At 68.8% G+C, this 22,325-nt stretch carries 17 protein-coding genes and 1 pseudogene; 10 read left to right on the top strand and 8 right to left on the bottom strand.

The window, feature by feature from the left end:
* The first annotated feature begins 463 nt into the window (after positions 1-463).
* The 7 genes from ACFWI4_RS18220 (at position 464) to ACFWI4_RS18190 (ending at position 12,105) form a co-directional block, all read left to right on the top strand.
* Positions 464-2,998 (top strand): ABC transporter substrate-binding protein, encoded by a 2,535-nt coding sequence (locus ACFWI4_RS18220; RefSeq protein WP_387197059.1) that lies wholly within the window; start codon positions 464-466, stop codon positions 2,996-2,998.
* Positions 2,999-3,181: 183 nt separating this feature from the next.
* The gene (gene typA / locus ACFWI4_RS18215) at positions 3,182-5,089 is read left to right on the top strand and encodes a translational GTPase TypA (protein ID WP_387197055.1); all 1,908 of its coding nucleotides are present in this window, start codon (positions 3,182-3,184) and stop codon (positions 5,087-5,089) included.
* A 761-nt stretch (positions 5,090-5,850) separates the two neighbouring features.
* Positions 5,851-6,885, top strand: coding sequence for an ABC transporter permease (locus ACFWI4_RS18210; RefSeq protein ID WP_387197052.1), 1,035 nt, complete (start codon positions 5,851-5,853; stop codon positions 6,883-6,885).
* A gap of 157 nt (positions 6,886-7,042) precedes the next feature.
* On the top strand, positions 7,043-8,851 hold the full coding sequence (locus tag ACFWI4_RS18205) for an ABC transporter substrate-binding protein (protein WP_387197049.1): 1,809 nt from the start codon (positions 7,043-7,045) through the stop codon (positions 8,849-8,851).
* A gap of 46 nt (positions 8,852-8,897) precedes the next feature.
* Complete coding sequence (locus tag ACFWI4_RS18200) at positions 8,898-9,878, top strand: ABC transporter permease (RefSeq protein WP_387197046.1); 981 nt, start codon at positions 8,898-8,900, stop codon at positions 9,876-9,878.
* Positions 9,879-9,887: 9 nt separating this feature from the next.
* Positions 9,888-10,949: an ABC transporter ATP-binding protein gene (locus ACFWI4_RS18195; protein ID WP_387197043.1), complete on the top strand. Its 1,062-nt coding sequence runs from the start codon at positions 9,888-9,890 to the stop codon at positions 10,947-10,949.
* Positions 10,950-10,962: 13 nt separating this feature from the next.
* The gene (locus ACFWI4_RS18190) at positions 10,963-12,105 is read left to right on the top strand and encodes an ABC transporter ATP-binding protein (protein WP_387197040.1); all 1,143 of its coding nucleotides are present in this window, start codon (positions 10,963-10,965) and stop codon (positions 12,103-12,105) included.
* 172 nt (positions 12,106-12,277) lie between these two features.
* Here ACFWI4_RS18190 and ACFWI4_RS18185 read toward each other — a convergent pair whose 3' ends face one another.
* A complete protein-coding gene (locus tag ACFWI4_RS18185; RefSeq protein WP_387197037.1) occupies positions 12,278-13,012 on the bottom strand; it encodes a class I SAM-dependent methyltransferase in 735 nt (244 codons plus the stop codon).
* Between the two features lie 237 nt (positions 13,013-13,249).
* Here ACFWI4_RS18185 and ACFWI4_RS18180 point away from each other — a divergent pair, with 237 nt between their 5' ends.
* The 3 genes from ACFWI4_RS18180 (at position 13,250) to ACFWI4_RS18170 (ending at position 14,684) form a co-directional block, all read left to right on the top strand.
* Positions 13,250-13,678 (top strand): VOC family protein, encoded by a 429-nt coding sequence (locus tag ACFWI4_RS18180; RefSeq protein WP_387197034.1) that lies wholly within the window; start codon positions 13,250-13,252, stop codon positions 13,676-13,678.
* Between the two features lie 86 nt (positions 13,679-13,764).
* The gene (locus ACFWI4_RS18175) at positions 13,765-14,277 is read left to right on the top strand and encodes a DinB family protein (protein WP_387197032.1); all 513 of its coding nucleotides are present in this window, start codon (positions 13,765-13,767) and stop codon (positions 14,275-14,277) included.
* A gap of 2 nt (positions 14,278-14,279) precedes the next feature.
* Complete coding sequence (locus tag ACFWI4_RS18170) at positions 14,280-14,684, top strand: VOC family protein (RefSeq protein WP_387197029.1); 405 nt, start codon at positions 14,280-14,282, stop codon at positions 14,682-14,684.
* 28 nt (positions 14,685-14,712) lie between these two features.
* On the opposite strand, the pseudogene ACFWI4_RS18165 reads toward ACFWI4_RS18170, so the two are convergent.
* The 7 genes and pseudogenes from ACFWI4_RS18165 to ACFWI4_RS18135 all read right to left on the bottom strand — a co-directional run bounded on the left by ACFWI4_RS18165 (position 14,713) and on the right by ACFWI4_RS18135 (position 22,280).
* A pseudogene (locus tag ACFWI4_RS18165) lies at positions 14,713-15,300 on the bottom strand (Uma2 family endonuclease).
* Between the two features lie 126 nt (positions 15,301-15,426).
* Positions 15,427-15,759: a hypothetical protein gene (locus tag ACFWI4_RS18160; protein WP_387197026.1), complete on the bottom strand. Its 333-nt coding sequence runs from the start codon at positions 15,757-15,759 to the stop codon at positions 15,427-15,429.
* The gene (locus tag ACFWI4_RS18155) at positions 15,756-17,039 is read right to left on the bottom strand and encodes an MFS transporter (RefSeq protein ID WP_387197023.1); all 1,284 of its coding nucleotides are present in this window, start codon (positions 17,037-17,039) and stop codon (positions 15,756-15,758) included. Before ACFWI4_RS18155 ends, ACFWI4_RS18160 begins: the two co-directional genes overlap by 4 nt.
* Positions 17,040-17,255: 216 nt before the next feature.
* The gene (locus ACFWI4_RS18150) at positions 17,256-18,302 is read right to left on the bottom strand and encodes an ABC transporter ATP-binding protein (protein ID WP_387197020.1); all 1,047 of its coding nucleotides are present in this window, start codon (positions 18,300-18,302) and stop codon (positions 17,256-17,258) included.
* A gap of 26 nt (positions 18,303-18,328) precedes the next feature.
* Positions 18,329-19,366 (bottom strand): ABC transporter ATP-binding protein, encoded by a 1,038-nt coding sequence (locus ACFWI4_RS18145; protein ID WP_385402806.1) that lies wholly within the window; start codon positions 19,364-19,366, stop codon positions 18,329-18,331.
* A gap of 73 nt (positions 19,367-19,439) precedes the next feature.
* A complete protein-coding gene (locus tag ACFWI4_RS18140; protein WP_387197017.1) occupies positions 19,440-20,420 on the bottom strand; it encodes an ABC transporter permease in 981 nt (326 codons plus the stop codon).
* Positions 20,421-20,516: 96 nt separating this feature from the next.
* Positions 20,517-22,280, bottom strand: a complete 1,764-nt coding sequence (locus ACFWI4_RS18135; protein ID WP_387197014.1) for an ABC transporter substrate-binding protein — start codon at positions 22,278-22,280, stop codon at positions 20,517-20,519.
* Between the last annotated feature and the right edge of the window lie 45 nt (positions 22,281-22,325).

Raw genomic sequence — 22,325 nt, 5'->3', positions numbered from 1 at the left:
TCACTTCCGTGGGCCCAGCGGCCTTCAGGCGGCAACGTTCATGCGCCTGCGAGTGTTGCGCGTCACCCGTACCCGTGTGAAGGCGTGTGCACGGATTGGCGGCCCGCGCGCTCCAGAACGGGTTCCGTGCGCCGGTCCGCTCGCCCCCGCGCCGGCCGGCCCTCGCGCGCGCCCCGGAGCGGTCCCGAGGGCACCGCGGCAGGCCGGACGGCGTGCGGGGGGAGGGCGGCCCGCGGGGCGCTCCGGCGGGACGGGGGCGTGTTCCGGCCCCGTCGGCGGCCCGGGCGCGGTTCCGGATTGCGCCGCACGAGTGGGTTCCCCGCGCCCCTCGCCGTGTCTCCGCCGCCTCCCCGCCGCACTGCTCTTCAGTTGGCACGTAGATCGGATCAACTCACTAATACCGCCGAACGGGACCAGAAAGAGACCAGCCCCCGCGGCGGAGCGTCCCCCGGAGGTTGCAGTGATGTCCCACGAAGGCGTCGGACTGCGCGCGGTGATGCGCTCGGCCGCATTCCTCACCGCGGGCGTGCTCGCGGTACCCGCCCTCGCCGCGTGCAGTGCGGACGACGAGGCGGACAGACCCGTGGCCGTGCAGGACATCGCGCCCGCGTCCCGTGACCAGATCGCCGACGGCGGCACCCTGCGCTGGGCCGTGGACGCCGTACCCGCGACGCTGAACGCGTTCCAGGCGGACGCGGACGCGGGGACCTCGCGCGTCGCCGGCGCCGTCCTGCCCTCGATGTACCGGCTGGACGCGAACGGCCGGCCGCAGATCAACACCGACTACCTGGAGTCGGCGAAGGTCGTGGGCACCTCGCCCAAGCAGGTCGTGCTGTACAAGCTCAACCAGCAGGCCGTGTGGAGCGACGGACGCGAGATCGGCGCCGCCGACTTCGCCGCCCAGTGGCGCGCCCTGTCCGGCAAGGACTCCGCGTACTGGACGGCGCGCAACGCCGGCTACGACCGGATCGAGAAGATCGAACGGGGCAAGAACGACCTGGAGGTCCGGGTCACCTTCAGCCGGCCCTACGCCGACTGGAAGGCCCTGTTCTCCCCGCTGTACCCGAAGGACGTCATGGGGACCGCGGACTCCTTCAACGACGGCGCACGGCGCGCGCTCAAGGTCACCGCGGGGCCCTTCGCGGTGAAGACGGTCGACCGCAAGAGCGGCCAGGTGCGCCTCACGCGCAGCGCGCGCTGGTGGGGCCGCCCGAGCAAGCTCGACGAGATCGACCTGGTGGCCGTCGCCCGTGACAAGCGGGCCGAGGCGCTCGCCGACGACGAGCTCGACCTGGCCGAGATCGACCCCGCCGAGGCGGAGCGCGTCACCCTCGCGGCCCGGCACAAGGAGGGCGGCCCGCTGCTGGGCGCCTCCGCGACGGACGGTCGGCACTCGCCCGGGACCGGGAGCGAGAAGGGCACCTCCGGGAAGAAGGCCGCGACCAGCGAGTCCGAGGAGGAGGACGGCAAGAACGCGGCCGACGAGAGCTCCGGACACGAGAAGAGCGACAAGAGCGAGAGCTCGGGGCACCACGCGAGCGAGAAGAGCGACAAGAAGCACGAGAAGAGCGGCAAGCAGGAAGAAACCGATAAGAGCGACAAGCAGGACAAGAGCGACAAGGGCGAGAAGAAGAACGAGGACGAGAAGAGCGACAGCGGCGAGAAGGGCGACAGCGGAGACAAGAGCGATAAGGGCGACAAGAGTGACAAGAGCGACGAGAGCGGAAGGGGGGACGCGGGCGCGAAGGGAACCGGCGCGAAGGGCGACTCCGCCTCCCGGTCGGCGCTGAGCGACTTCGTGGTCCGCAAGTCCCTCGAACCCGCCTACACCCAGCTCGCCCTCAACGGCTCCGAGGGCCCCCTCGCCGACGAGCGCGTCCGCCGTGCGGTGGCCCGCGCCCTGGACCGCAAGGAACTCGCCCGGGTCGTCCTCCAGCCGCTCGGCCTGCCCGCCGAGCCCGTCGGCAGCCATCTCGCGCTGGCCGGACAGGCCGCGTACGCCGACAACAGCGGCGCCCTCGGCAACCAGGACGCCAACGAGGCGCGGGCCCTGCTCGCGGACGCCGGCTGGGTGCCGGGCGGACCGGTCACGGAGCAGAAGAAGACGGAGAAGGCCGCCGGGTCCCAGGGCAAGAAGGCCGGGAAGAGCGAGGACGACCGGCCGGGCGCGGGCGGGACCTACGACCTGGGCGAGGACGACAAGCCCGCCGGCGCCCCCCGCGGGCCCGCGCAGGACCCCAAGGACCACGCCGGCCGGCAGGAGCAGCAGGCCGGTGTGCGCCAGGGCGCCCACACCGACGACCAGGCCGCCCGGCACCTGGACGGACGGCAGTACGCCGGGCACGGCGGGCTTCCGGGGGCGTACGCGCCGAAGGGGACGGCCGCTCCGGCGGGATCGGCCGCTCCGGCGGGCGCCGCGTCCAACGTGCTCGCCAAGGACGGCAAGCCGCTGACGCTCCGCTTCGTCGTGCCCTCCGGATCGGGCTCGGAGTCCCTGCGGCTCGTGGCCGACCGGATCGCGCGGATGCTCCAGCGCATCGGCGTCCGTACGGACATCACGAAGGTCTCCGACGACAGCTACTTCAAGGACCACATCGCCTCGGGGCAGTACGACCTGGCGCTCTACTCGTGGCCCGCCTCCGCCTTCCCGGCCACCGACGCCCGGCCCATCTACGCCAAGCCCGTCCCGGCGGCGGACGGCTCGCTGAGCGTCGAGCAGAACTACACCCGCGTCGGCACCGACCAGGTCGACCAGCTCTTCGACCAGGCACTCTCGACGCTGAACGAGGACGAGGAGCGCTCCCTGGTCCGCAAGGCGGACGCCCGGATCTGGGCCGCCGCCGGCTCCATCCCCCTCTACCAGCGCCCCCAGCTGACCGCCGCCCGCATCGGCCTGGCGAACACCGGAGCCTTTGGATTCCAGACCCCGGTGTACGAGGACATGGGCTTTCTCAAGAAGGGCGTGAAGCCTTCGGCGAGCCCGTCGAAGAGCCGGTGACCTGCGAGTGAACGGCCCGGGCCCGTACCGTTGCGGGCCCGGGCCGCAGGGCCCCCCGGTAGCCCTGCGGAGGCCGCTTCTGTCAAGGCCCCGTACGATGGGGTAAGGCCGTGGCGTGTTCAGCCCGGCAGTGGCCCCGCGGATGCGGAGGCCGTCCACTCACTCCGGGAGAAGCGCCTCACTATGGCCACGCGCCACGACATCCGCAACGTCGCCATCGTCGCCCACGTCGACCACGGCAAGACCACCCTGGTCGACGCCATGCTCAAGCAGGCCGGTGCCTTCGCCGCGCACGCCGCAGAGTCGCTGGACGACCGCATGATGGACTCGAACGACCTGGAACGTGAGAAGGGCATCACGATCCTGGCGAAGAACACGGCGGTCAAGTACCACCCGAAGGACGGCGGCGACGCCATCACGATCAACATCATCGACACCCCCGGCCACGCCGACTTCGGTGGTGAGGTCGAGCGCGGCCTGTCGATGGTGGACGCGGTCGTCCTCCTGGTCGACGCCTCCGAGGGCCCGCTGCCCCAGACCCGCTTCGTGCTGCGCAAGGCGCTCCAGCAGCGTCTGCCCGTCATCCTGTGCATCAACAAGACGGACCGCCCGGACTCGCGGATCGACGAGGTCGTCAACGAGACCTACGACCTCTTCCTCGACCTGGACGCCGACGAGGACCAGATCGAGTTCCCGATCGTCTACGCCTGCGCGCGTGACGGCGTGGCCTCGCTGACCAAGCCGCAGGACGGCACCGTCCCGGCCGACAGCGAGAACCTGGAGCCGTTCTTCACCACGATCCTGGAGTCCGTCCCGGCCCCGTCGTACGACGAGACCGCGCCGCTCCAGGCCCACGTCACCAACCTGGACGCCGACAACTTCCTCGGCCGTATCGCGCTGCTGCGCGTCGAGCAGGGCGAGCTGCGCAAGGGCCAGACCGTCACGTGGATCAAGCGCGACGGCACGATGACCAACGTGCGCATCACCGAGCTGCTGATGACCGAGGCGCTCACCCGCAAGCCCGCCGAGGTGGCCGGCCCCGGCGACATCTGCGCCGTCGCCGGTATCTCGGACATCATGATCGGTGAGACCCTCGCCGACCCCGAGAACCCGATCGCGCTGCCGCTGATCACGGTCGACGAGCCGGCGATCTCCATGACCATCGGCACCAACACCTCGCCGCTCGTCGGCCGCGGTGGCACGGGCAAGGGCGCGGACGCCAAGGCCGCGGTCAAGGACCGCAAGGTCACCGCCCGCCAGGTCAAGGACCGTCTCGACCGCGAGCTGATCGGTAACGTCTCCCTCCGTGTGCTCGACACCGAGCGCCCGGACGCCTGGGAGGTCCAGGGCCGTGGTGAGCTCGCGCTCGCCATCCTGGTCGAGCAGATGCGCCGCGAGGGCTTCGAGCTGACCATCGGCAAGCCCCAGGTCGTCACCCAGGAGATCGACGGCAAGGTCCACGAGCCCGTCGAGCGCATGACGATCGACGTGCCCGAGGAGCACATGGGCGCCGTCACGCAGCTCATGGGTGTCCGCAAGGGCCGGATGGACAACATGTCGAACCACGGCTCCGGCTGGGTCCGCATGGAGTTCGTCGTCCCCTCCCGCGGTCTGATCGGTTTCCGGACCGAGTTCCTGACCCAGACCCGCGGCACCGGCATCGGCCACTCCATCCACGAGGGCCACGAGCCGTGGTTCGGCACGCTGGCGACCCGCAACAACGGCTCGCTCGTCGCCGACCGCGCCGGTGCCGTCACCGCGTTCGCGATGACGAACCTCCAGGAGCGCGGTGTGCTGTTCACCGACCCCGGCACCGAGGTGTACGAGGGCATGATCGTCGGCGAGAACTCGCGCTCCGACGACATGGACGTGAACATCACCAAGGAGAAGAAGCTCACGAACATGCGGTCGTCCTCGGCCGACTCGTTCGAGGCGATCGTCCCGCCGCGCAAGCTCTCCCTGGAGCAGTCCCTGGAGTTCTGCCGCGACGACGAGTGCGTCGAGGTGACCCCGGAGGCCGTTCGCATCCGCAAGGTCGTCCTCGACCAGCGCGACCGCGCCCGTACCGCGAGCCGCGCCAAGCACGGCTGATCCGCCCGGTCCGGCCGGCCTGATCCACTCGGTCCGGCCGGCCGATCCGACGGCGACTTGAGCCCGGGTGTCCCCGCATGGGGGCACCCGGGCTTTTTTGTCACCCGTTTTCCGCCCTCCCGTGTCCGAAATACGGTGTGCCCAGACCGATAGGCATGTAACACGTCCGTTTCGGGGGCTTCTCCCGCAGATCATTTTGTCCAGATAACGGAAGATGTACGCGGCAGCTGTGATGGAACCGAGACCTAAAGGCTGTGGTCGGTTATCTGGCTCATGTCAGATAGTTAGCCGCGTAACGCTCGGGTCAATGGGTCATGCGCTGTGGGGACAGCGCCGACTCACGAGCACAGTGGGGTGCTTGATCCTCCGTCAGGGGTGTCGGAGGTCAGCCAGTACCCCTCCTGTCCGTGCACCGGTTGAGTCATGAGGAGGTACCCATGTGCGGTGGCATCAGCGCCCTGTGGGTCACATCGTCCCCTGCGGTCCGCGACGACGGCGCGGAGTTCCGAACCCGGATCCGCGCCCGAGCGCACTGACGCGGGGCCGGCGGCGACGTCCGGCCCGACGGGACCGTGCCGTGGTTTCAACTACGCGCGTCCCGCTGGGGTTTCCGGTCGTCCTCCGGGTGATCGACGTCTCTTCTGAACCGAACGGTGGCCGGCACGCCAGGTGACGGCCGCCGGCTCGGCACACCCTGATCCGCTCCGGCGGACCGGCGGGTGCCGGGTACGGCACACCCACACTTGCGGAATGGGCGAATTGTGACGAGTCCTATCGAGACTGAGGACGGCGCGGAACCGGTCGTCGCGCACGGCGGGCAGGCGGCGACCACGAAGACCGAGGGCGATCCGCTGGTCGGCCGGTCTCCGGGCCAGTTGATGTGGGCCCGCTTCAAGCGGGACCGCTCGGGGGTCATCTCCGCCTACGTCGTGGGGTTCTTCTTCCTGATCGGGGTGCTCGCCCCGCTGATCGGCAAGCTGTACGGCAAGAATCCGTACACCGTGTACGCGGACGAACGCCCCGAGCTCTTCGACAGCGCCGGCGTGCCGCTCCAGCCCAACGGCGGTATCAGCAGCGACTTCTGGTTCGGCCTGGAGCCGGGCAACGGCTACGACGTCTTCACCAAGCTGATCTACGGCATCAGGACCTCGCTGATGATCTCCGTGGCGGTGACGATCACCGTCGTGCTCACCGGCATCCTGCTGGGAGTCACCGCCGGCTACATCGGCGGAAAGGTCGACTACGGCATCAGCCGGGTCATCGACTTCCTGCTGGCGTTCCCCTCGCAGCTGTTCTTCATCGCGAGCATGCCGGTCGTGGTCTCGCTCTTCGTGAGCCCGCGCGACGAGACGCCGACCTATGTGCGGGTGATCGCGCTGATCGCGGTCCAGTGGGCCCTCGGCTGGATGAGTCTCGCCCGCATCCTGCGGGGAACCTCACTCTCCCTGCGCGAAAGGGAGTTCATCGAAGCGGCCAAGGTGAGCGGGGCGTCCCCCTGGCGGATCATCCGCAAGGAGGTGCTGCCCAACGTGGTGACACCGCTCCTGGTGCAGACGACCTATCTGCTCCCCAACTTCGTGACGATCGAGGCGGGTCTGTCGTTCCTCGGCGTCGGCATCGTCGAACCGACGCCCGACTGGGGCCAGATGTTCTCCAAGGCCTCGACGGAACTCGTCCTGCAGAACGACATCACCTACATGTTCTTCCCGGGCGTCTCGATGATCATTTTCGTCGTCGCGTTCAACCTGCTCGGGGATTCGGTCAGGGACGCCTTCGATCCCAAGACGGCTCGCTGACCGCAGAGTTGTGGGCGCCTTCGCCCCGATCACGAACGGCAGTCTCCACAGCACCGCAATGTCCAGTCACAGGTCCGAAGACCGCAGACCGCAACTCACCGGCACCACAGGTGCACTTGTTCGCACCGGTGACAACAGATGGGTAGGAATCTGAGTGATGAGTAGGGGCGGACGCCACGCATACGCCGCAATCTCCGTGCTCGCGGCGGGAGCTCTCGTGCTCACCGGTTGCAGCAAGGGCGGCAGCGACAAGGGGAACAACAACAGCAAGGACAAGGAGAACGCGCAGCGGCAGCAGGCGTCGATCAAGTTCGGAAACGCCGCCGACTCCACCGGCCCCGCGGCCGACGTACCCGGCGCGAAGAGCGGCGGGACGATGGAGGTGCTCCAGCGCGACAGCTACGCGCACCTCGACCCGGCCCAGATCTACGTCTCCGACGAGGGCTCCCTGGCCACGCTGATCCACCGTGGTCTGACCGGCTACAAGGCCACGAGCAACGACGGCTCCAAGCACGAGGTCGTCGGCGACCTCGCCACCGACTCCGGCACCACGACGGACGGCGGCAAGACCTGGAAGTACACGCTCAAGGACGGCATCAAGTTCGAGGACGGCTCGGCGATCACGTCCAAGGACGTCCGCCAGACCTTCGAGCGTCTCTTCGCCCCGTTCATCAACCAGGGCCCGCCCTACATCCAGCAGTGGCTCGCCAACACCCCGGGCGCGGACTACCGCAAGCTGCTGAAGGACGGCCCCTACAAGGGCAAGCACCTGCCGGACAGCATCCTCCAGACGCCGGACGCGAAGACCGTCATCTTCAAGTTCCAGACGCCGCACCCCGACCTGCCGTACGCCCTCGCCATGGCGGGCTACGCGGTCGTCTCGGCCAAGGGCGACACGAAGACGAAGTACGACCGGGCGCCCGTGGTGACCGGACCGTACAAGATCCAGTCGTTCAAGTCCGGCAAGTCGATGGTCCTCGTGAAGAACCCCAACTGGGACCCGAAGACGGACCCGATCCGCCACCAGTACGTGGACCAGTTCAACATCACGTTCAACCAGCAGTTCGAGGCGTCCACCAAGACGCTGCTCGCGGACTCCGGGGCCGACCAGGCCGGCGTCAGCTTCAACAACCAGGTCGACGCGGGCAACCTCTCCAAGGTCCTCGCCGACCCGAAGATGAAGTCCCGTACGGTCTCGGGCTTCCAGCCCTACGTGGGCCAGATGAACATCAACATGAGCCACCCGGCCCTCCAGGACAAGAAGGTCCGCGAGGCCATCGCCTACGCCCTGCCGATCACCCCGTTCGTCCGTGCCTACGGCGGCACCGACGCGATGGAGGTCGCCGGCGGTCTCATCAGCCCGACCGTCAGCGGCTACGACGCCTCCTTCGACCCGTTCGGCAAGAAGAAGAAGCCGGCCGGTGACCCGGAGAAGGCCAAGGCCCTGCTGAAGGCGGCCGGCAAGGTGGGCATGAAGCTGACCTTCGGCTACATCAACACCCCCGAGGGCCAGCAGTACTCCACCGCCATGGCGGCGGGCCTCCAGAAGGCGGGCTTCAACGTCCAGCGCCAGGAGATCCCGGCGGAGACCTACTACGACCAGGTCGGCAAGGTCAACAACAACTACGACATCTTCCACACCGCGTGGGGTGCCGACTGGCCGTCCGCCTCGACCGTGATCCCGCCGCTGTACGACGGCCGCGCGATCGCCGACGGCGCGCAGAACTACTCGCACGTCAACGACCCCAAGGTGAACGCGGACATCGACCGCATCAACAAGATCACCGACCCGGTCAAGGGCGCGGCCGAGTGGGAGAAGGTCGACCAGTACCTGGTCAAGGACGTCGTCAACGTCGTCCCGACCGCGTACTACAAGCAGTCCCAGATCGCCGGCTCCAAGGTCGGCGGCCTGGTCTACGACGACGTGATCGGTGGCGTCGACCCGCGTCGCCTGTTCGTCAAGTAACCGTCGCCCTGACGGGGCCCGCTGACGTCTGAGAGCTGCCCCTGCCATGCTGCGCTTCCTCATTCGCCGGACACTCGGCGCCGCCGTCATTCTCTTCCTGCTGAGCATCGTCGCGTTCCTGCTGTTCTTCGGGATGCCGAGAGACCCGGGCCTGCTGATGTGCGGCAAGACCTGCACGCCCGCCAACCTCGCGAACATCCACCACGTGCTCGGGCTCGACAAGTCGATCCCCGAGCAGTACTGGATCTTCCTGCACAACCTCGTGCTGGGCAGCAACGGCTTCGACCAGGGACCGTGCCCCGCACCCTGTTTCGGGTACTCGTACCACACCAACGAGGCGGTCTGGGGCACGCTGATGGACCGCCTGCCCACGACGGTGTCGCTGACCCTGGGTGCCGCGGTCTTCTTCCTGATCGTGGGCCTCGGCACGGGCATGCTCTCCGCGTGGAAGCGCGGCACGCTCGTGGACAAGACGGTGACGGCCGGCGCGATGGTGCTCAGCTCGATGCAGATCTACTTCCTCGGCCCGCTGGCGCTGGCGGCCCTCGTCTACCAGAGCCACCTGTTCGACAAGCCGGCCTACAACGACTTCACCGCGGACCCGGTCAGCTGGTTCACCGGACTGATCATCCCCTGGGTGATCCTGTCCACGATCTTCGCCTCGCAGTACACCCGTATGGCGCGCTCGTCGATGATCGAGCAGCTCCAGGAGGAGCACGTCCGCACCGCGCGGGCCAAGGGCATGTCCCGCAAGTACGTCTTCTTCCGCTACGCCTGGCGCGGATCCCTGATTCCCATCGTCACCATCTTCGGCATCGACCTCGGCTCGCTGCTGGGCGGCGCGATCATCACCGAGTACACCTTCGGACTGCCGGGCCTCGGCCAGCTCGCCGTGCAGTCGGTCAACTTCAGCGACCTTCCGCTGCTGCTGGGCGTGATGCTCTTCTCCGCCGCCATGATCCTTCTGTTCAACATCATCGTGGATGCCTGCTACGCCTTCATCGACCCGCGCGTGCGGCTGTCCTAGGAGCAATCCGTGACCACTCTGACCAAGGAATCGGGCGCCGGCACCCCCGCGGACCCGGGTGCCTTCCTCTCGGTGCGTGACCTGTACGTCCGGTTCAAGACCGAGGACGGTGTCGTCAAAGCCGTCGACGGGCTCTCCTTCGACCTCGAACGGGGCAAGACCCTCGGCATCGTGGGCGAGTCGGGCTCCGGCAAATCGGTGACCAACCTGACGATCCTCGGCCTGCACAACCCGATGTTCACGAGCATCGAGGGCGAGATCGTGCTCGACGGGCAGGAGCTGATCACCGCCCGCGAGTCGGAGCTGGAGAAGGTGCGCGGCAACAAGGCCGCGATGATCTTCCAGGACCCGCTGACGGCCCTGTCCCCGTACTACACGGTGGGCCGGCAGATCGCCGAGCCGTTCTGGAAGCACACCGGGGCGTCGAAGAAGGCCGCGTGGGACCGGGCGGTGGAGATGCTCGGCAAAGTCGGCATCCCCAACCCCAAGGAGCGGGCGAAGGACTATCCCCACCAGTTCTCCGGCGGTATGCGCCAGCGCGCGATGATCGCCATGGCGCTGGTCTGCGACCCCGACCTGCTGATCGCCGACGAGCCGACCACCGCGCTCGACGTCACCGTGCAGGCCCAGATCCTCGACCTCCTGAAGAACCTCCAGCAGGAGTTCGGTTCGGCCATCATCTTCATCACGCACGACCTCGGCGTCATCGCCGACATGGCCGACGACATCATGGTGATGTACGCGGGCGGGGCGGTGGAACGCGGCACGGTGAACGAGGTGCTGCGGTCGCCCCAGCACCCCTACACCTGGGGCCTGCTGAACTCGATGCCACGGCTCGACTCGGACCTCGACACCCCGCTGGCGCCCATCCCGGGCGCCCCGCCCTCCCTGCTGCGGCCGCCGTCGGGCTGCCGGTTCCACCCCCGCTGCACCTTCCAGGGCGAGGTCGGGGGCGCGCGGTGCGTGGACGAACTCCCGACGCTGCCGGCGGGCCGGGGCGGCGCGTGCCACCTCACGGCCGAGCAGAAGCAGACCATTTTCATCGAGCAGATCAAGCCCCGGCTGCGGTAGGGAGAAGAGCGTCATGAAGGAAGACGTCGAGAAGGACGTCACCGCGGGCGCCGCCACGCTGCCCGCCCCGCGCGCCGCCGGTGCCGACGGTTCCGCCGAGCCGCTGCTGGTGGTCGACGGCCTCGTCAAGCACTTCCCGGTCAAGGGCGGCTTCCCCGTCCGCCGCACCATCGGCGCGGTGCAGGCCGTGGACGGCATCGACCTCACCGTGAACGTGGGCGAGAGCTTCGGTCTGGTGGGGGAGTCGGGCTGCGGCAAGTCGACGACCGGACGCCTGATCACGCGCCTGCTGGAGCCGACCGGCGGCAGCATCAAGTACCGCGGCCAGGACATCACGCACGCCAGCCGCAAGCAGCTCGCGCCGATCCGCTCCGAGATCCAGATGATCTTCCAGGACCCCTATTCGTCGCTGAACCCGCGGCAGACCGTCGGCAAGATCATCTCCGCGCCGATGGAGGTCAACGGGATCGACCCGCCCGGCGGCCGCGAGAAGAGGGTCCGGGAGCTGCTGGAGATCGTCGGTCTCAACCCCGAGCACTACAACCGCTTCCCGCACGAGTTCTCCGGCGGCCAGCGCCAGCGCATCGGCGTCGCCCGCGCCCTGGCGCCCGAGCCGAAGCTGATCGTCGCGGACGAGCCGGTCTCCGCCCTCGACGTCTCCATCCAGGCGCAGGTGGTCAACCTCCTCCAGGAGGTGCAGAAGGAACTGGGGATCGCGTTCCTGTTCATCGCCCACGACCTGGCGGTGGTACGGCACTTCTCGCAGCGGGTCGCCGTGATGTACCTCGGCAAGGTGATCGAGGTCGGTGACCGCGGCTCGATCTACACCCGGCCCCGGCACCCGTACACCCACGCCCTGCTGTCCGCCGTCCCCGAGGTCGAACTGGAGGAGTCCGACAAGGCTCCCCGGGAGCGCATCCGGCTCGCCGGCGACGTGCCGTCCCCGATCTCCCCGCCCTCCGGCTGCCGCTTCCGCACCCGCTGCTGGAAGGCGCAGGACAAGTGCGCCCAGGAGGAGCCGCCGCTGGTCCGTCTGTCGGGCAACCGCGAGGGGCATCTGACGGCGTGCCACTTCCCGGAGGACCCGACCACCGAGGCCCGCGACGAGGACATCGTGCTGGACCCGGCCCTGGTGGCCCTGGAGGACACCCCCTGAGGCCCGCCCGCCGTACGTGAGGGGCCCGCCGCCGTCGCGCGCGGGCCCTTTCGCGTACGGTCCGCGGCACCGCCCGTGCACGGTCCGTGGCGCCGTTCGCCCGGGTACGGCCGGGGGCCGCCGGCGCACGGTCCGTGGCTCCGCCCGCGTACGCGCCGGGGCGTCCGTCCGGTCAGGCCCGGCCGGCGACCGTGATGATCTCGGGCGCCGTGGGGGAGAGCGGGCGGCGGCCCCAGTCCCCGTACTGCTCGCGCACCGCGAGGCCCGCCTCGGCGAGGAACCCCCGCAGGGCGTCCGCGCCCAGGAACCGCAGCGTGCTGCGGCTGACCCGAGGGCACCCCCAGCGCGCGTGCTCGAACGTCTCGCTGAACGTCACGCGGTCCCCGAGCACCGGCGTCTCCACCGCGTGCCGGACCCGTACGGTGTCGCCGTGGGCGTCACGCACCTCGCGCGCCCGGTCGGGCCGCCAGGTCTCCCACGCCCGGGCGCCGGGATTGCGGGTCTCGAAGACGAAGCGCCCGCCGTCGCCCAGGGCCTGCCGTACGGCGGCCAGCGCGGAGCGCACCTCCTCGTCGCCCAGGAGCACCTGGAACGCGTGGCCGGTCATCACCACGAGGTCGAACTCCCGCTCCCAGCGCACCGAACCGAGGTCCCCGAGCACCCACTCGACGTCCGCGCGCCCGCGCGCCTGCACCAGCATGGCCGCGGCGGGATCCAGCCCGCACAGGCGCCCCTCGTGCCCCTCCTCGCGGGCACGCGTGAGCAGCCGCCCCGTCCCGCATCCGACGTCGAGCACGGACCGCGCGGACATCACCAGATCCAGGTAGAACTCGTCGCTCGGACCCCACGGATTCAGCGCGTCGTACAGGGCGGCGAGCGAGACGTCACTGAACGATCGGTCAGCCATCGCAGCAGTCTCTCAGCCCGCGGGGCCATCCGAAACCGTTGATCGGGATGGAATCCGGTGAGCAAGTGGCCGGAAAGAATCGCAGGTTGAACGGGTGGTAGAAGAGAGCCGGGACCCGGGAAGTCGGTAGGCCCGGGAAGCCGGGAAGCCGGGAAGCCCGGGACATCGGTAAGCCGGTAAGCCGGTAGGCCGGGATCCGGCGCACTCCGGACCCGCTCACGAGAATCGAGGCGCGAGATGCTGCACCACGTCGAGCTCTGGGTACCCGACCTGGGGCGGGCCGTGCGCTCCTGGGGCTGGCTGCTGGAGCGGCTCGGGTACACGCCGTACCAGGACTGGCCGGACGGCCGCAGCTGGCGGCTGGGGGAGACCTACCTGGTCCTGGAGCAGTCGCCCGCGCTGACCGGCGACCGCCACGACCGGCTGCGCCCGGGGCTGAACCACCTCGCCTTCCACGTCACGAGCCGCGCCGAGCTCGACACCCTCGTCACGGAGGCTCCGGAGCACGGCTGGACCCTCCTGTTCCCCGACCGCCACCCCCACGCGGGCGGCCCCGCCCACTACGCGGCCTATCTGGAGGACGACGACGGGTTCGAGGCGGAACTCGTGGCACGGCCGGACGCGCCGTCGCAGGCCGGGCCGGACGGGCAACGGCCGCCCTCCTAGCGCTGGTTGGTCCCGGCGTCCCGGTGGACGCTCCGGTGTCCTTATTCGCTCGACATCGGCCGTACGGGCCGGAATGCTTCACCCCGATGACTTCACCGAAACGAACGGACAGGCCTCCGGCCCGGGACGAGCGCACCCAGCTGGCCACCTTCCTCGACTACGCCCGCGCCACCGCCCGCGCCAAGTGCGAGGGCGTGTCCGCGGAGGACGCCCGCAAGGCTCCGCTGCCCGGATCCCCGCTGATGACGCTGAGCGGGGTGATCAACCATCTCCGCTGGGTCGAGTACTACTGGTTCCAGGTGGTCTTCCTCGGCGAGGAGGACAAGGGACCCTGGACGGACGAGGACCCCGACCGCGAGATGCGCATCGCCGTCGACTTCCCGCTGTCGCAGCTCCTCGACGAGTACGAGGAACAGAGCGTCCGCTACCGCGAGTTGGTGGCCGCGCACGACCTCGACGCCAGGTCCGAGCGGCCCGGCCGCGACGGCACGCTCTTCGACCTCCGCTGGATCGTCCTCCACCTCGTGGAGGAGACCGCCCGGCACAACGGTCACCTCGACATACTGCGGGAACTGGCCGACGGCCGGACGGGAGACTAGCCATGACGGAACCTCAGCCGTCTTACCCCACCATCCGTACGATCACCTTCGACTGCACCGGAGACCCGTACGACGTCGGGCTGTTCTGGAGCCAGCTGCTCGGCCGGCCGCTCCACGAGGACGACAAGCCCGGTGACCCGGAGGCCGTGATCGAGGACCCGTCCGGCGGCCCGACGCTCCTGTTCGTGCAGGTCCCCGAGGGCAAGACGGTGAAGAACCGGGTGCACCTCGACCTGACCCCGCACGGCCGCACCCGCGACCAGGAGGTCGAACGGGTCCTGTCCCTCGGCGCCCGCCGCGTCGCGGACCACATCCGCCCCGACGGCGGCGGCTTCGTCGTCCTCGCGGACACCGAGGGCAACGAATTCTGCGTGGAACGCGGCCCGTTGGAGATGGGCGGGGCCTGAGGGCGAGATCCGGTGCGGTCGCCGTCCGTCAGCTCCGGGGCGTGTCTCCCGCCTTGCCGTACCGGCGGAAGGCGTCGGTCCTGACGGTCCACGGGCCGAACGGGACGGCGTCGCCGAAGATGTACGAGGACTTCTCCCGGTAGCGGTCCCCGCAGGGTTTCGAATGCACCTCGATGGTGCCGGTGCGGGGGTCGACGATCATGTAGTCGGCGATGCTCATGGCCGGGTACTCGGCGAGCTTCTCACCGTAGTCGTTGTCCGGGTTGGACGGGGAAACGATCTCGACGACCGCCAGCACCTAGGTGGCGTCGACGGAGAGTCCCTCTTCGTCGAGTACGTCCTCGGGGATGACGACCGCGTCCGGGCGCCGCATGCGGCCGATTCCCGGATGTTCGATCTCCGGGCCATTCTCGCAGACATGGCCGGGGTGGGTTGCCGGGAGCTGCTCGTTGAGCTGGTTGCGGATACGGCGGACGGTGCCCTCGTGGCGCTTCGAAGGGCTCACCATGGCAAGAAAAGGCCCAGAGGGACCGATCTCGACCTCCCACGATCCCTCGAGCTGCTCGGCGTACGCCGTCAGCTCCTCGGCGATCGCGCGCATCTTGGCGTAGTCCATGTCTCGAGCCTATCGAGGTGGACAACGGAGTGCAGTCGGCAGAAGAAGGGGCCCGCGCCTCCCGGAGCAGGGAGCGCGGGCCCTTTCGAATCGGCCGATGTGCGTTCCGCCGACAGGCGGCTCGGCTCAGTACTTGATGATCCAGGTCATCTTCTTCCGCCCGGGCTCACTGCCGACGCCGGTCCGCTTGCCGCACATCACCTGTCCGCCGACCACCTTGAGGTAGCTGCACTGGGGTGAGGCGATCGACGTCTTGGCGTTGTTGCGGAGGCTCGTCCACATCCAGTCCTGCGCGTCGATGCACAGGCGGGCGTACACGGGCTTCTCCCTGCCGCTGTGGGTCAGGCACCAGGCTCCGCGGTTGTACTCCGTGTAGAGCTGGCCGTTGATGTGTCCCCACCACTGCTTCTTCGTGTTCTTGCACGTGGCCTGGGTGACCTTCTCGTCCCTCCAGTTCATCTGGGCGGAGGACCTGCCGTGGTCGGGGACGGAGTCGCACCCGTCGTAGGTGCCGGGATGAGCCCGGCGGAGGCGCGCGCCCTTCGCCAGGGCAGGAGCAACGCGCTGGCCATGCACAGCAGGCCGGCGATGAGCAGAGCACCACGCACTCCTGTCGCGGCAGCGATCAGGCCGCCGGCGATCATGAAGATGGCCTGGCACGTCCTGGAGCCGACGGACCACGAGGTGCCGACGCGGGACATGAACGCGTCCGGGGTGGCAGCCATGCGGTACGTGGTGAACGCAGGGCCGAAAACCCCGGCCGAGAAGAGCAGGCCGAAGTCGGCGGCCACGATGACGAACACGCCGAGGGCACCGGAGGGCGTCAGTGGCAGAAGGATCGTCCAGAGCGTACGTGCAACACCGGACATCAGCAGGACACGATGCACGCCGATGCGCCGGGTGAGCAGCGGAGTCAGACGTGAGCCCAGCACTCCGCCCAGGCACGGCAGTCCCAGGGCCAGTCCGTACTGCCACGGTGTCAGGCCGAGATCATCCAGCATGAGGACGGCCATCAGCGGTGACGTCATCATGATGGATCCGCCGAAGAGAAGCGCGTTGAAGAACAGCGGCCGCAGTCCCGGGTGCCGGAGGAGGTACTGCCAACCGGCAGCGATGTCACGGCCCAGGTGAGAGGCGGCGGAGCGCTTCGGCGGCGTGGATTCGGGCTCCCGGATGCTACGGATCCCGAGGGCCGACCCGAGGAAGGAGAGCGCGTCGACGACCGGCGTCGCAGCCGCGCCAAGGACCGCGATCAGCAGCCCGCCGACGGGCGGGCCCGCGCTGACGGTGATCCAGCCGGTCGTCTCGAAAAGGCTGTTGGCACGAAGGCGGTGCTCGGCCGGGACGAGCGCCTTCAGGTGCGCCCCACTAGCCGCGTCGAAGGCGACGGACGCCGCAGTCTGGAGAACGCCGACCGCACACAGCTGCGTGAAGGTGAGTCCGTCGAAGGCCATGGCAAGGGGAATGCTTGCCAGAGCCGCGCACCGGACCAGGTCGGTGGTGATCATGACCGGCCGCTTGTACCGGTGTTCGATGCGCACGCCGAGCGGCAGAGCGATCACCCCACTGGCCACCGCGGACAGCGCGGCGAGCAGAGAGACCTGAAAGGCCGAGGAATCCAGGACCAGGAGGGCGATCAGCGGCAACGCCCCCATGCCGACGGCGCTGCCCGCCGCGCTGACCGCGTAGGCGACCCATAGCCTCCGGAAGTCCTGCCCGAGCGCAGTTCTCCGTACCAACCGAACCTCCGAAGCGTGAAGGCGGCCAGCGTAGTGGCGGTCGTGCGCCGGGATACGGCGCACCTATGAAGAGGTGCACTCCAGGCCGATATCGAGGAAGGCCCGCACTCGTTCGAGTGCGGGCCTTCGTTCCCCTGGAACCGGCGTTCACGGGCTCGGGTCAATGGGCCGGGACGGTCGGTTCCTGGAAGGGGGCGGCTGACGGAAAGGGGTGTGTCAGACCGCCGCCTCGGGGTCCTTGGCGAGACGCGGGGCCGGGACGGTCTCCGTCGTCTCCGGGTAGTGGCAGGCCGTCAGGTGACCGTCGTTGCTGCCCGAGATCTGCACCAGCGGCGGAGCCTCGGTCGCGCACTTCTCCGTCGCCTTCCAGCAGCGGGTGCGGAAACGGCAGCCCGACGGCGGGTTGAGCGGCGAGGGGACGTCACCCTTGAGCAGGATGCGCTCACGGGCCGGGACGTCGTCCGCGGTCGCCTCGGGAACGGCCGACATCAGCGCGCGCGTGTACGGGTGGCGCGGGTTGTCGTACAGGTCCTCGCGGTTGGCGATCTCGACGATCTTGCCGAGGTACATCACCGCGACGCGCTGCGAGAAGTGCCGCACGATCGCGAGGTCGTGGGCGATGAACAGGAACGCGATGCCCAGGTCCCGCTGGAGGTCCTGGAGCAGGTTGACGACCTGCGCCTGGATGGAGACGTCGAGCGCCGAGACCGGCTCGTCCGCGACGATCAGCTTCGGCTGAAGGGCCAGGGCGCGGGCGACGCCGATGCGCTGGCGCTGGCCGCCGGAGAACTCGTGCGGGAAGCGGTTGTAGTGCTCGGGGTTGAGACCGACCGTCTCCAGCAGCTCCCGGACGCGCTTCTCGTGACCGCCGGGCGGGTTGATCCCGTTGATCTCCATCGGGCCCGAGATGATCTTGCCGACCGTCTGCCGCGGGTTCAGCGAGGCGTACGGGTCCTGGAAGATCATCTGGATCTCGGAGCGGACCGGCGCGAGCTGCTTGCGGTTGGCGTGCGTGATGTCCTGGCCGCGGTACTTGATGCTGCCGCCGGTGGGCTCCAGCAGACGCGTGACCAGCCGGCCCGTCGTCGACTTGCCGCAGCCGGACTCGCCGACCAGACCGAGGCTCTCGCCCTCGGCGACCTGGAAGTCGAGACCGTCGACGGCCTGGACCGCGCCGATCTTCCGCTTGAAGGGGAAGCCGCCCATCACCGGGAAGTGCTTGGTCAGTCCGGTGACGTCCAGGAGGGGGTTCGTGTTGCTCATGATCGTGAAGTCCCGTCTCAGTTACGTCAGTGCGACCGCGTCGCGGCGAAGTCGGCGAAGAAGTCGCGGCGCTGGTCCGCCGTGAGGTGGCAGGCGGCACCGCGTCCGTCGGTGACCTGGAGCGGCGGCTGCTCGGTGGAGCAGAGACCACCGGTGACCTTCTCGGCGAAGGTGCACCGCGGGTGGAAGCGGCAGCCGGTCGGCGGGTTGAGGAGCGAGGGCGGCGAGCCCGGGATCGGCGACAGCGGAACGTCGACCGGCCCGTCCAGGCTCGGCATCGAGCCCAGCAGGCCCCAGGTGTAGGGGTGCTGCGGCGCCCGCAGCACCTCCTTCTTGGTGCCCCGCTCCACGCACCGGCCGCCGTACATCACGAGCACGTCGTCCGCGATGTCGGCGATGACGCCGAGGTCGTGCGTGATGAAGATGATCGCGGTGCCGAACTCCTGCTGGAGGTCCTTGAGCAGGTCCATGATCTGGGCCTGCACGGTGACGTCGAGCGCGGTGGTCGGCTCGTCGGCGATCAGCAGCTCGGGGTCGCAGACCAGCGCCATGGCGATCATCGCGCGCTGGCGCATACCGCCGGAGAACTGGTGCGGGTAGTCGTCCACCCGGACGTCCGGCTGCGGGATGCCCACGCGCCGCAGCATCTCGATCGACCGCTCCCGGGCCTCCTTCTTGGAGGCACCGGTGTGCTTGCGGTACGTCTCGCCGATCTGCCGGCCGATGGTGTGGTACGGGGACAGCGAGGCCAGCGCGTCCTGGAAGATCATCGACATCTTGTTGCCGCGCAGCTTCTCCAGCTCGCGCTCGGAGGCGGTCAGCAGCTCCTTGCCGTCGAGCAGGATCTCGCCGTCGATGGCGGTGCGGTCGCGGTCGTGCAGGCCGAGGATCGTCAGGTTCGTGACGGACTTGCCCGAGCCCGACTCGCCCACGATGCCGAGCGTCTTGCCCTTGGCCAGGTCGAAGGTGAGACCGTCGACGGCCTTGACGACGCCGTCCTCGGTGGAGAAGTGGACCTTCAGATCCCTGACGGACAGGAAGGGCTGCTGATCGGTGCTCGTCACGGGGACGCTCCTGGGGGGTGATGCGAGGGGTAGCTTGCGGGTCGGCGGGGGGAACGGCGGCGGGGCGCCGGGGTCAGGCGAGCCGGATCCGCGGGTCGATGAACGCGTAGACGGCGTCGACGACGATGTTGAAGAAGACGATCGCTCCGGAGGCCACCACGGTGACGGCCAGCAGCATCGGCAGGTCGTTCGCCTCGACGGCGGACACGGCGAGCTTGCCGATGCCCTGGAGGCTGAAGACCGACTCGGTGATGATGGCGCCGCCGATCAGGGTCCCCAGGTCGATGCCGAAGATCGTGACGATGGGGCCCATGGCTCCGCGCCAGGCGAAGCGGAAGAACACCGCGCGCCGGGACAGACCCTTGGCGCGGGCGGTGCGCACGTAGTCCTCGCTGAGCTGTTCCACCAGCTGGGAGCGCGTCATACGGGTGTAGTTCGCGGTGAAGATGATGGAGAGCGTCAGCCAGGGCAGCAGCAGACCGCCGGCCCAGGCGGCCGGGTCGTCGGTGAACGGCGTGTACGAGGGCTGCTCGAGGATGCCGAGCTGCTGGACCAGGAAGTACATCGCGATGTAGCCGACGAAGTAGATCTGGAGCGAGGAGCCGATCAGCGAGAACGAGCTCGCGATCTTGTCGGCGGCCTTGCCCTGCTTGACCGCGGCGATCATGCCCGCACCGACGCCGATGATGAGGAAGAAGACCGAGGCGCCGAGCGCGAGGGAGATCGTGGTCGGCATGCGGTCCATGATCGTGCCCAGGACCGGCTCGCGGTTGGTGAACGAGAAACCGAGGCAGGGCGCGTTGCAGTTGCCCAGGCCGCCGTAGTCACGCCCGATGAAGATGCCCTCCAGCCAGTGCCAGTACTGCACCGGAAGCGAGTCGGCGATCCCGAGGTTGTGCCTGACCTGCTCAAGGAGCTCCTTGGTGCAGACCTTGCCGCACGCCATGCGGGCGGGGTCACGCGGGAGCGCGTAGAAGAGCATGAAGGTGACGGCGCTGATGATCAGCAGAATCACAAGTGCGCCGACTACACGGCGGACTAGAAAACGGAGCATGGCGTGACTTTCCGGACGGGGCGCCGTCGCCGGGAGTGTGGGGTGGGGGTGAGAGAGACCGGGGCGGCGGCACGTGGCCGCCGCCCCGGAGCAGGGTCAGGCCTGGGCGGCGTAGACCTTGCCGAGTGCGATGCAGGTGTTGCCGGAGTCGTAGATCACGCCGCCGACCTTGGAGCCGTGGAAGTAGTTGCGGATCGGGTTGTAGTCCGGAACCACGGCGGCGAGCTGCATGATCTGCTCGTCGATGTCGCCCCACATCTTGGCGGCCTTCTTCGCGTCGGGCTCGATCGTGGCGGCGGCGATCGCCTTGTCCACGCTCGCGTCCTTCAGCTGCGGCCAGTTGACACCGCCGTCGGCGATCTGGCTGCTGTCGAAGCAGGGCTGGATGACGGCGTAACCGGCCGGCCAGTCCGGGCCCCAGCCCGCGGCGAACATGTCGTACTGGTTGTCCAGCTGACCGATCTGGCTGTAGAAGGAGGTCTTGTCGACCTGCTTCACGACCGGGGTGAAGCCGGCCTTGGTCAGCGCGGTCTTGATCGCGACGGCCTGCTTGACCGCGTTGTCCGACTGCTGCATGGCGACGACGATGCGCTGGCCCGTCTTGCCGGCCTCCTTCAGGAGGGCCTTGGCCTTGTCCGGGTCACCCAGCGGCTTGGTCTTCTTGCCGTAGAGGTCGAAGTCCTTGTGACCCGGGGTGAGCGGGCTGATGATCGTGGTGGCGGTCGCCGTGGAGAGCGAGCCACCGCGGATCTGCTGGAGCTGCTTCGAGGGCCACGCGAAGTTGAGCGCCTGGCGCACCTTGACGTCGGTGACGCGCTTGGTGTTGATCGCGAAGTAGTAGCAGGTGGTGTCGACCTGGGTCAGGACGCGCTTCTTGAGGGTCGGGTCCGTCATGACCTTCTGGATGCGCTCCGGGGCGACCTCGTTGAGCAGCGACAGCGTGAACTGGTCGTTGCCCTGGTCGGCGATGTAGCGGTCCGTGGAGGCCAGCGGCTGGAAGCCGAACTGGAACACGAACTTGTCCGGGTACGCGTTGCGCAGCGGGTCCGTCTCGGCGACCCAGTGGGTGTTGCGGACCAGGGTCGCGCCCTTGCCGATGCTGCGGCTCTCGATCTTGTACGGGGCGCAGGAGAGCGGGTGCTTGTCGTACTTCTCCTTGGTGTCGTGCTTCTTGGGCACGATGGAGAAGCCGCGCATGGCGACCATGAAGTTGAAGTCGGCGTGGGCCTCCTTCAGCTTGAACGTGATGGTCTTGCCGCTGACCTCGATGGAGTCGAGGTGCTTGCCGCCGTAGGGGCCCTTGTACTTGTCGCCGCCGATGAGCCAGCCCTGCGGGTAGCGGGGGCCCTGGGTGACGAAGGAGGCGAAGAGGCGCTCGAAGGTCCAGCGCACGTCCTCGATCGTGACGTCGGAGCCGTCCTCCCACTTCACGTTGTCCTTCAGCGTGAAGGCCCAGGTCTTGCCGCCGTCGGTCGCGGTGCCGGCGTCCGTGGCGAGGTCACCCACGAGGGTGGTGCCGCCCTTGGAGTCGATCTTGTAGCCGGTCAGGCCGCGCAGGAACAGGACCGAGCAGGCGCCCTCGTAGGAGGAGTACAGCTGCGCCGGGTCCAGGTGGTCCCAGTCGATCTGGTCGAGCGTGTAGATCGTGCCGCCCTTGACCGCGCCGGCGACCTCGGGGGCCGGGCCGGTGGAGTCCGCCTTGGTGCCGACCGCGATGGTGGCCGCCTTGGCCTTCGCCACGGACGGGGCCTTGTTGCTGCCGCTCCCGCCGCCGTTGCCGCTGCTGCACGCGCTCAGAACCGTGGTGGCACCGGCGGCCACACCAGTGGCTATGAGGAAGTTTCTGCGGGAAAAGGACATGGCTTACCTGCCTAGTGGTGGGTGAGTGTGAGACGGGTAACCAGC

Source organism: Streptomyces sp. NPDC127038 (assembly GCF_042725875.1).
Classification (GTDB): domain Bacteria; phylum Actinomycetota; class Actinomycetes; order Streptomycetales; family Streptomycetaceae; genus Streptomyces.
Note: the sequence above shows the minus strand (reverse complement) of the source record. Positions and strands in the feature narration are given on the sequence as shown.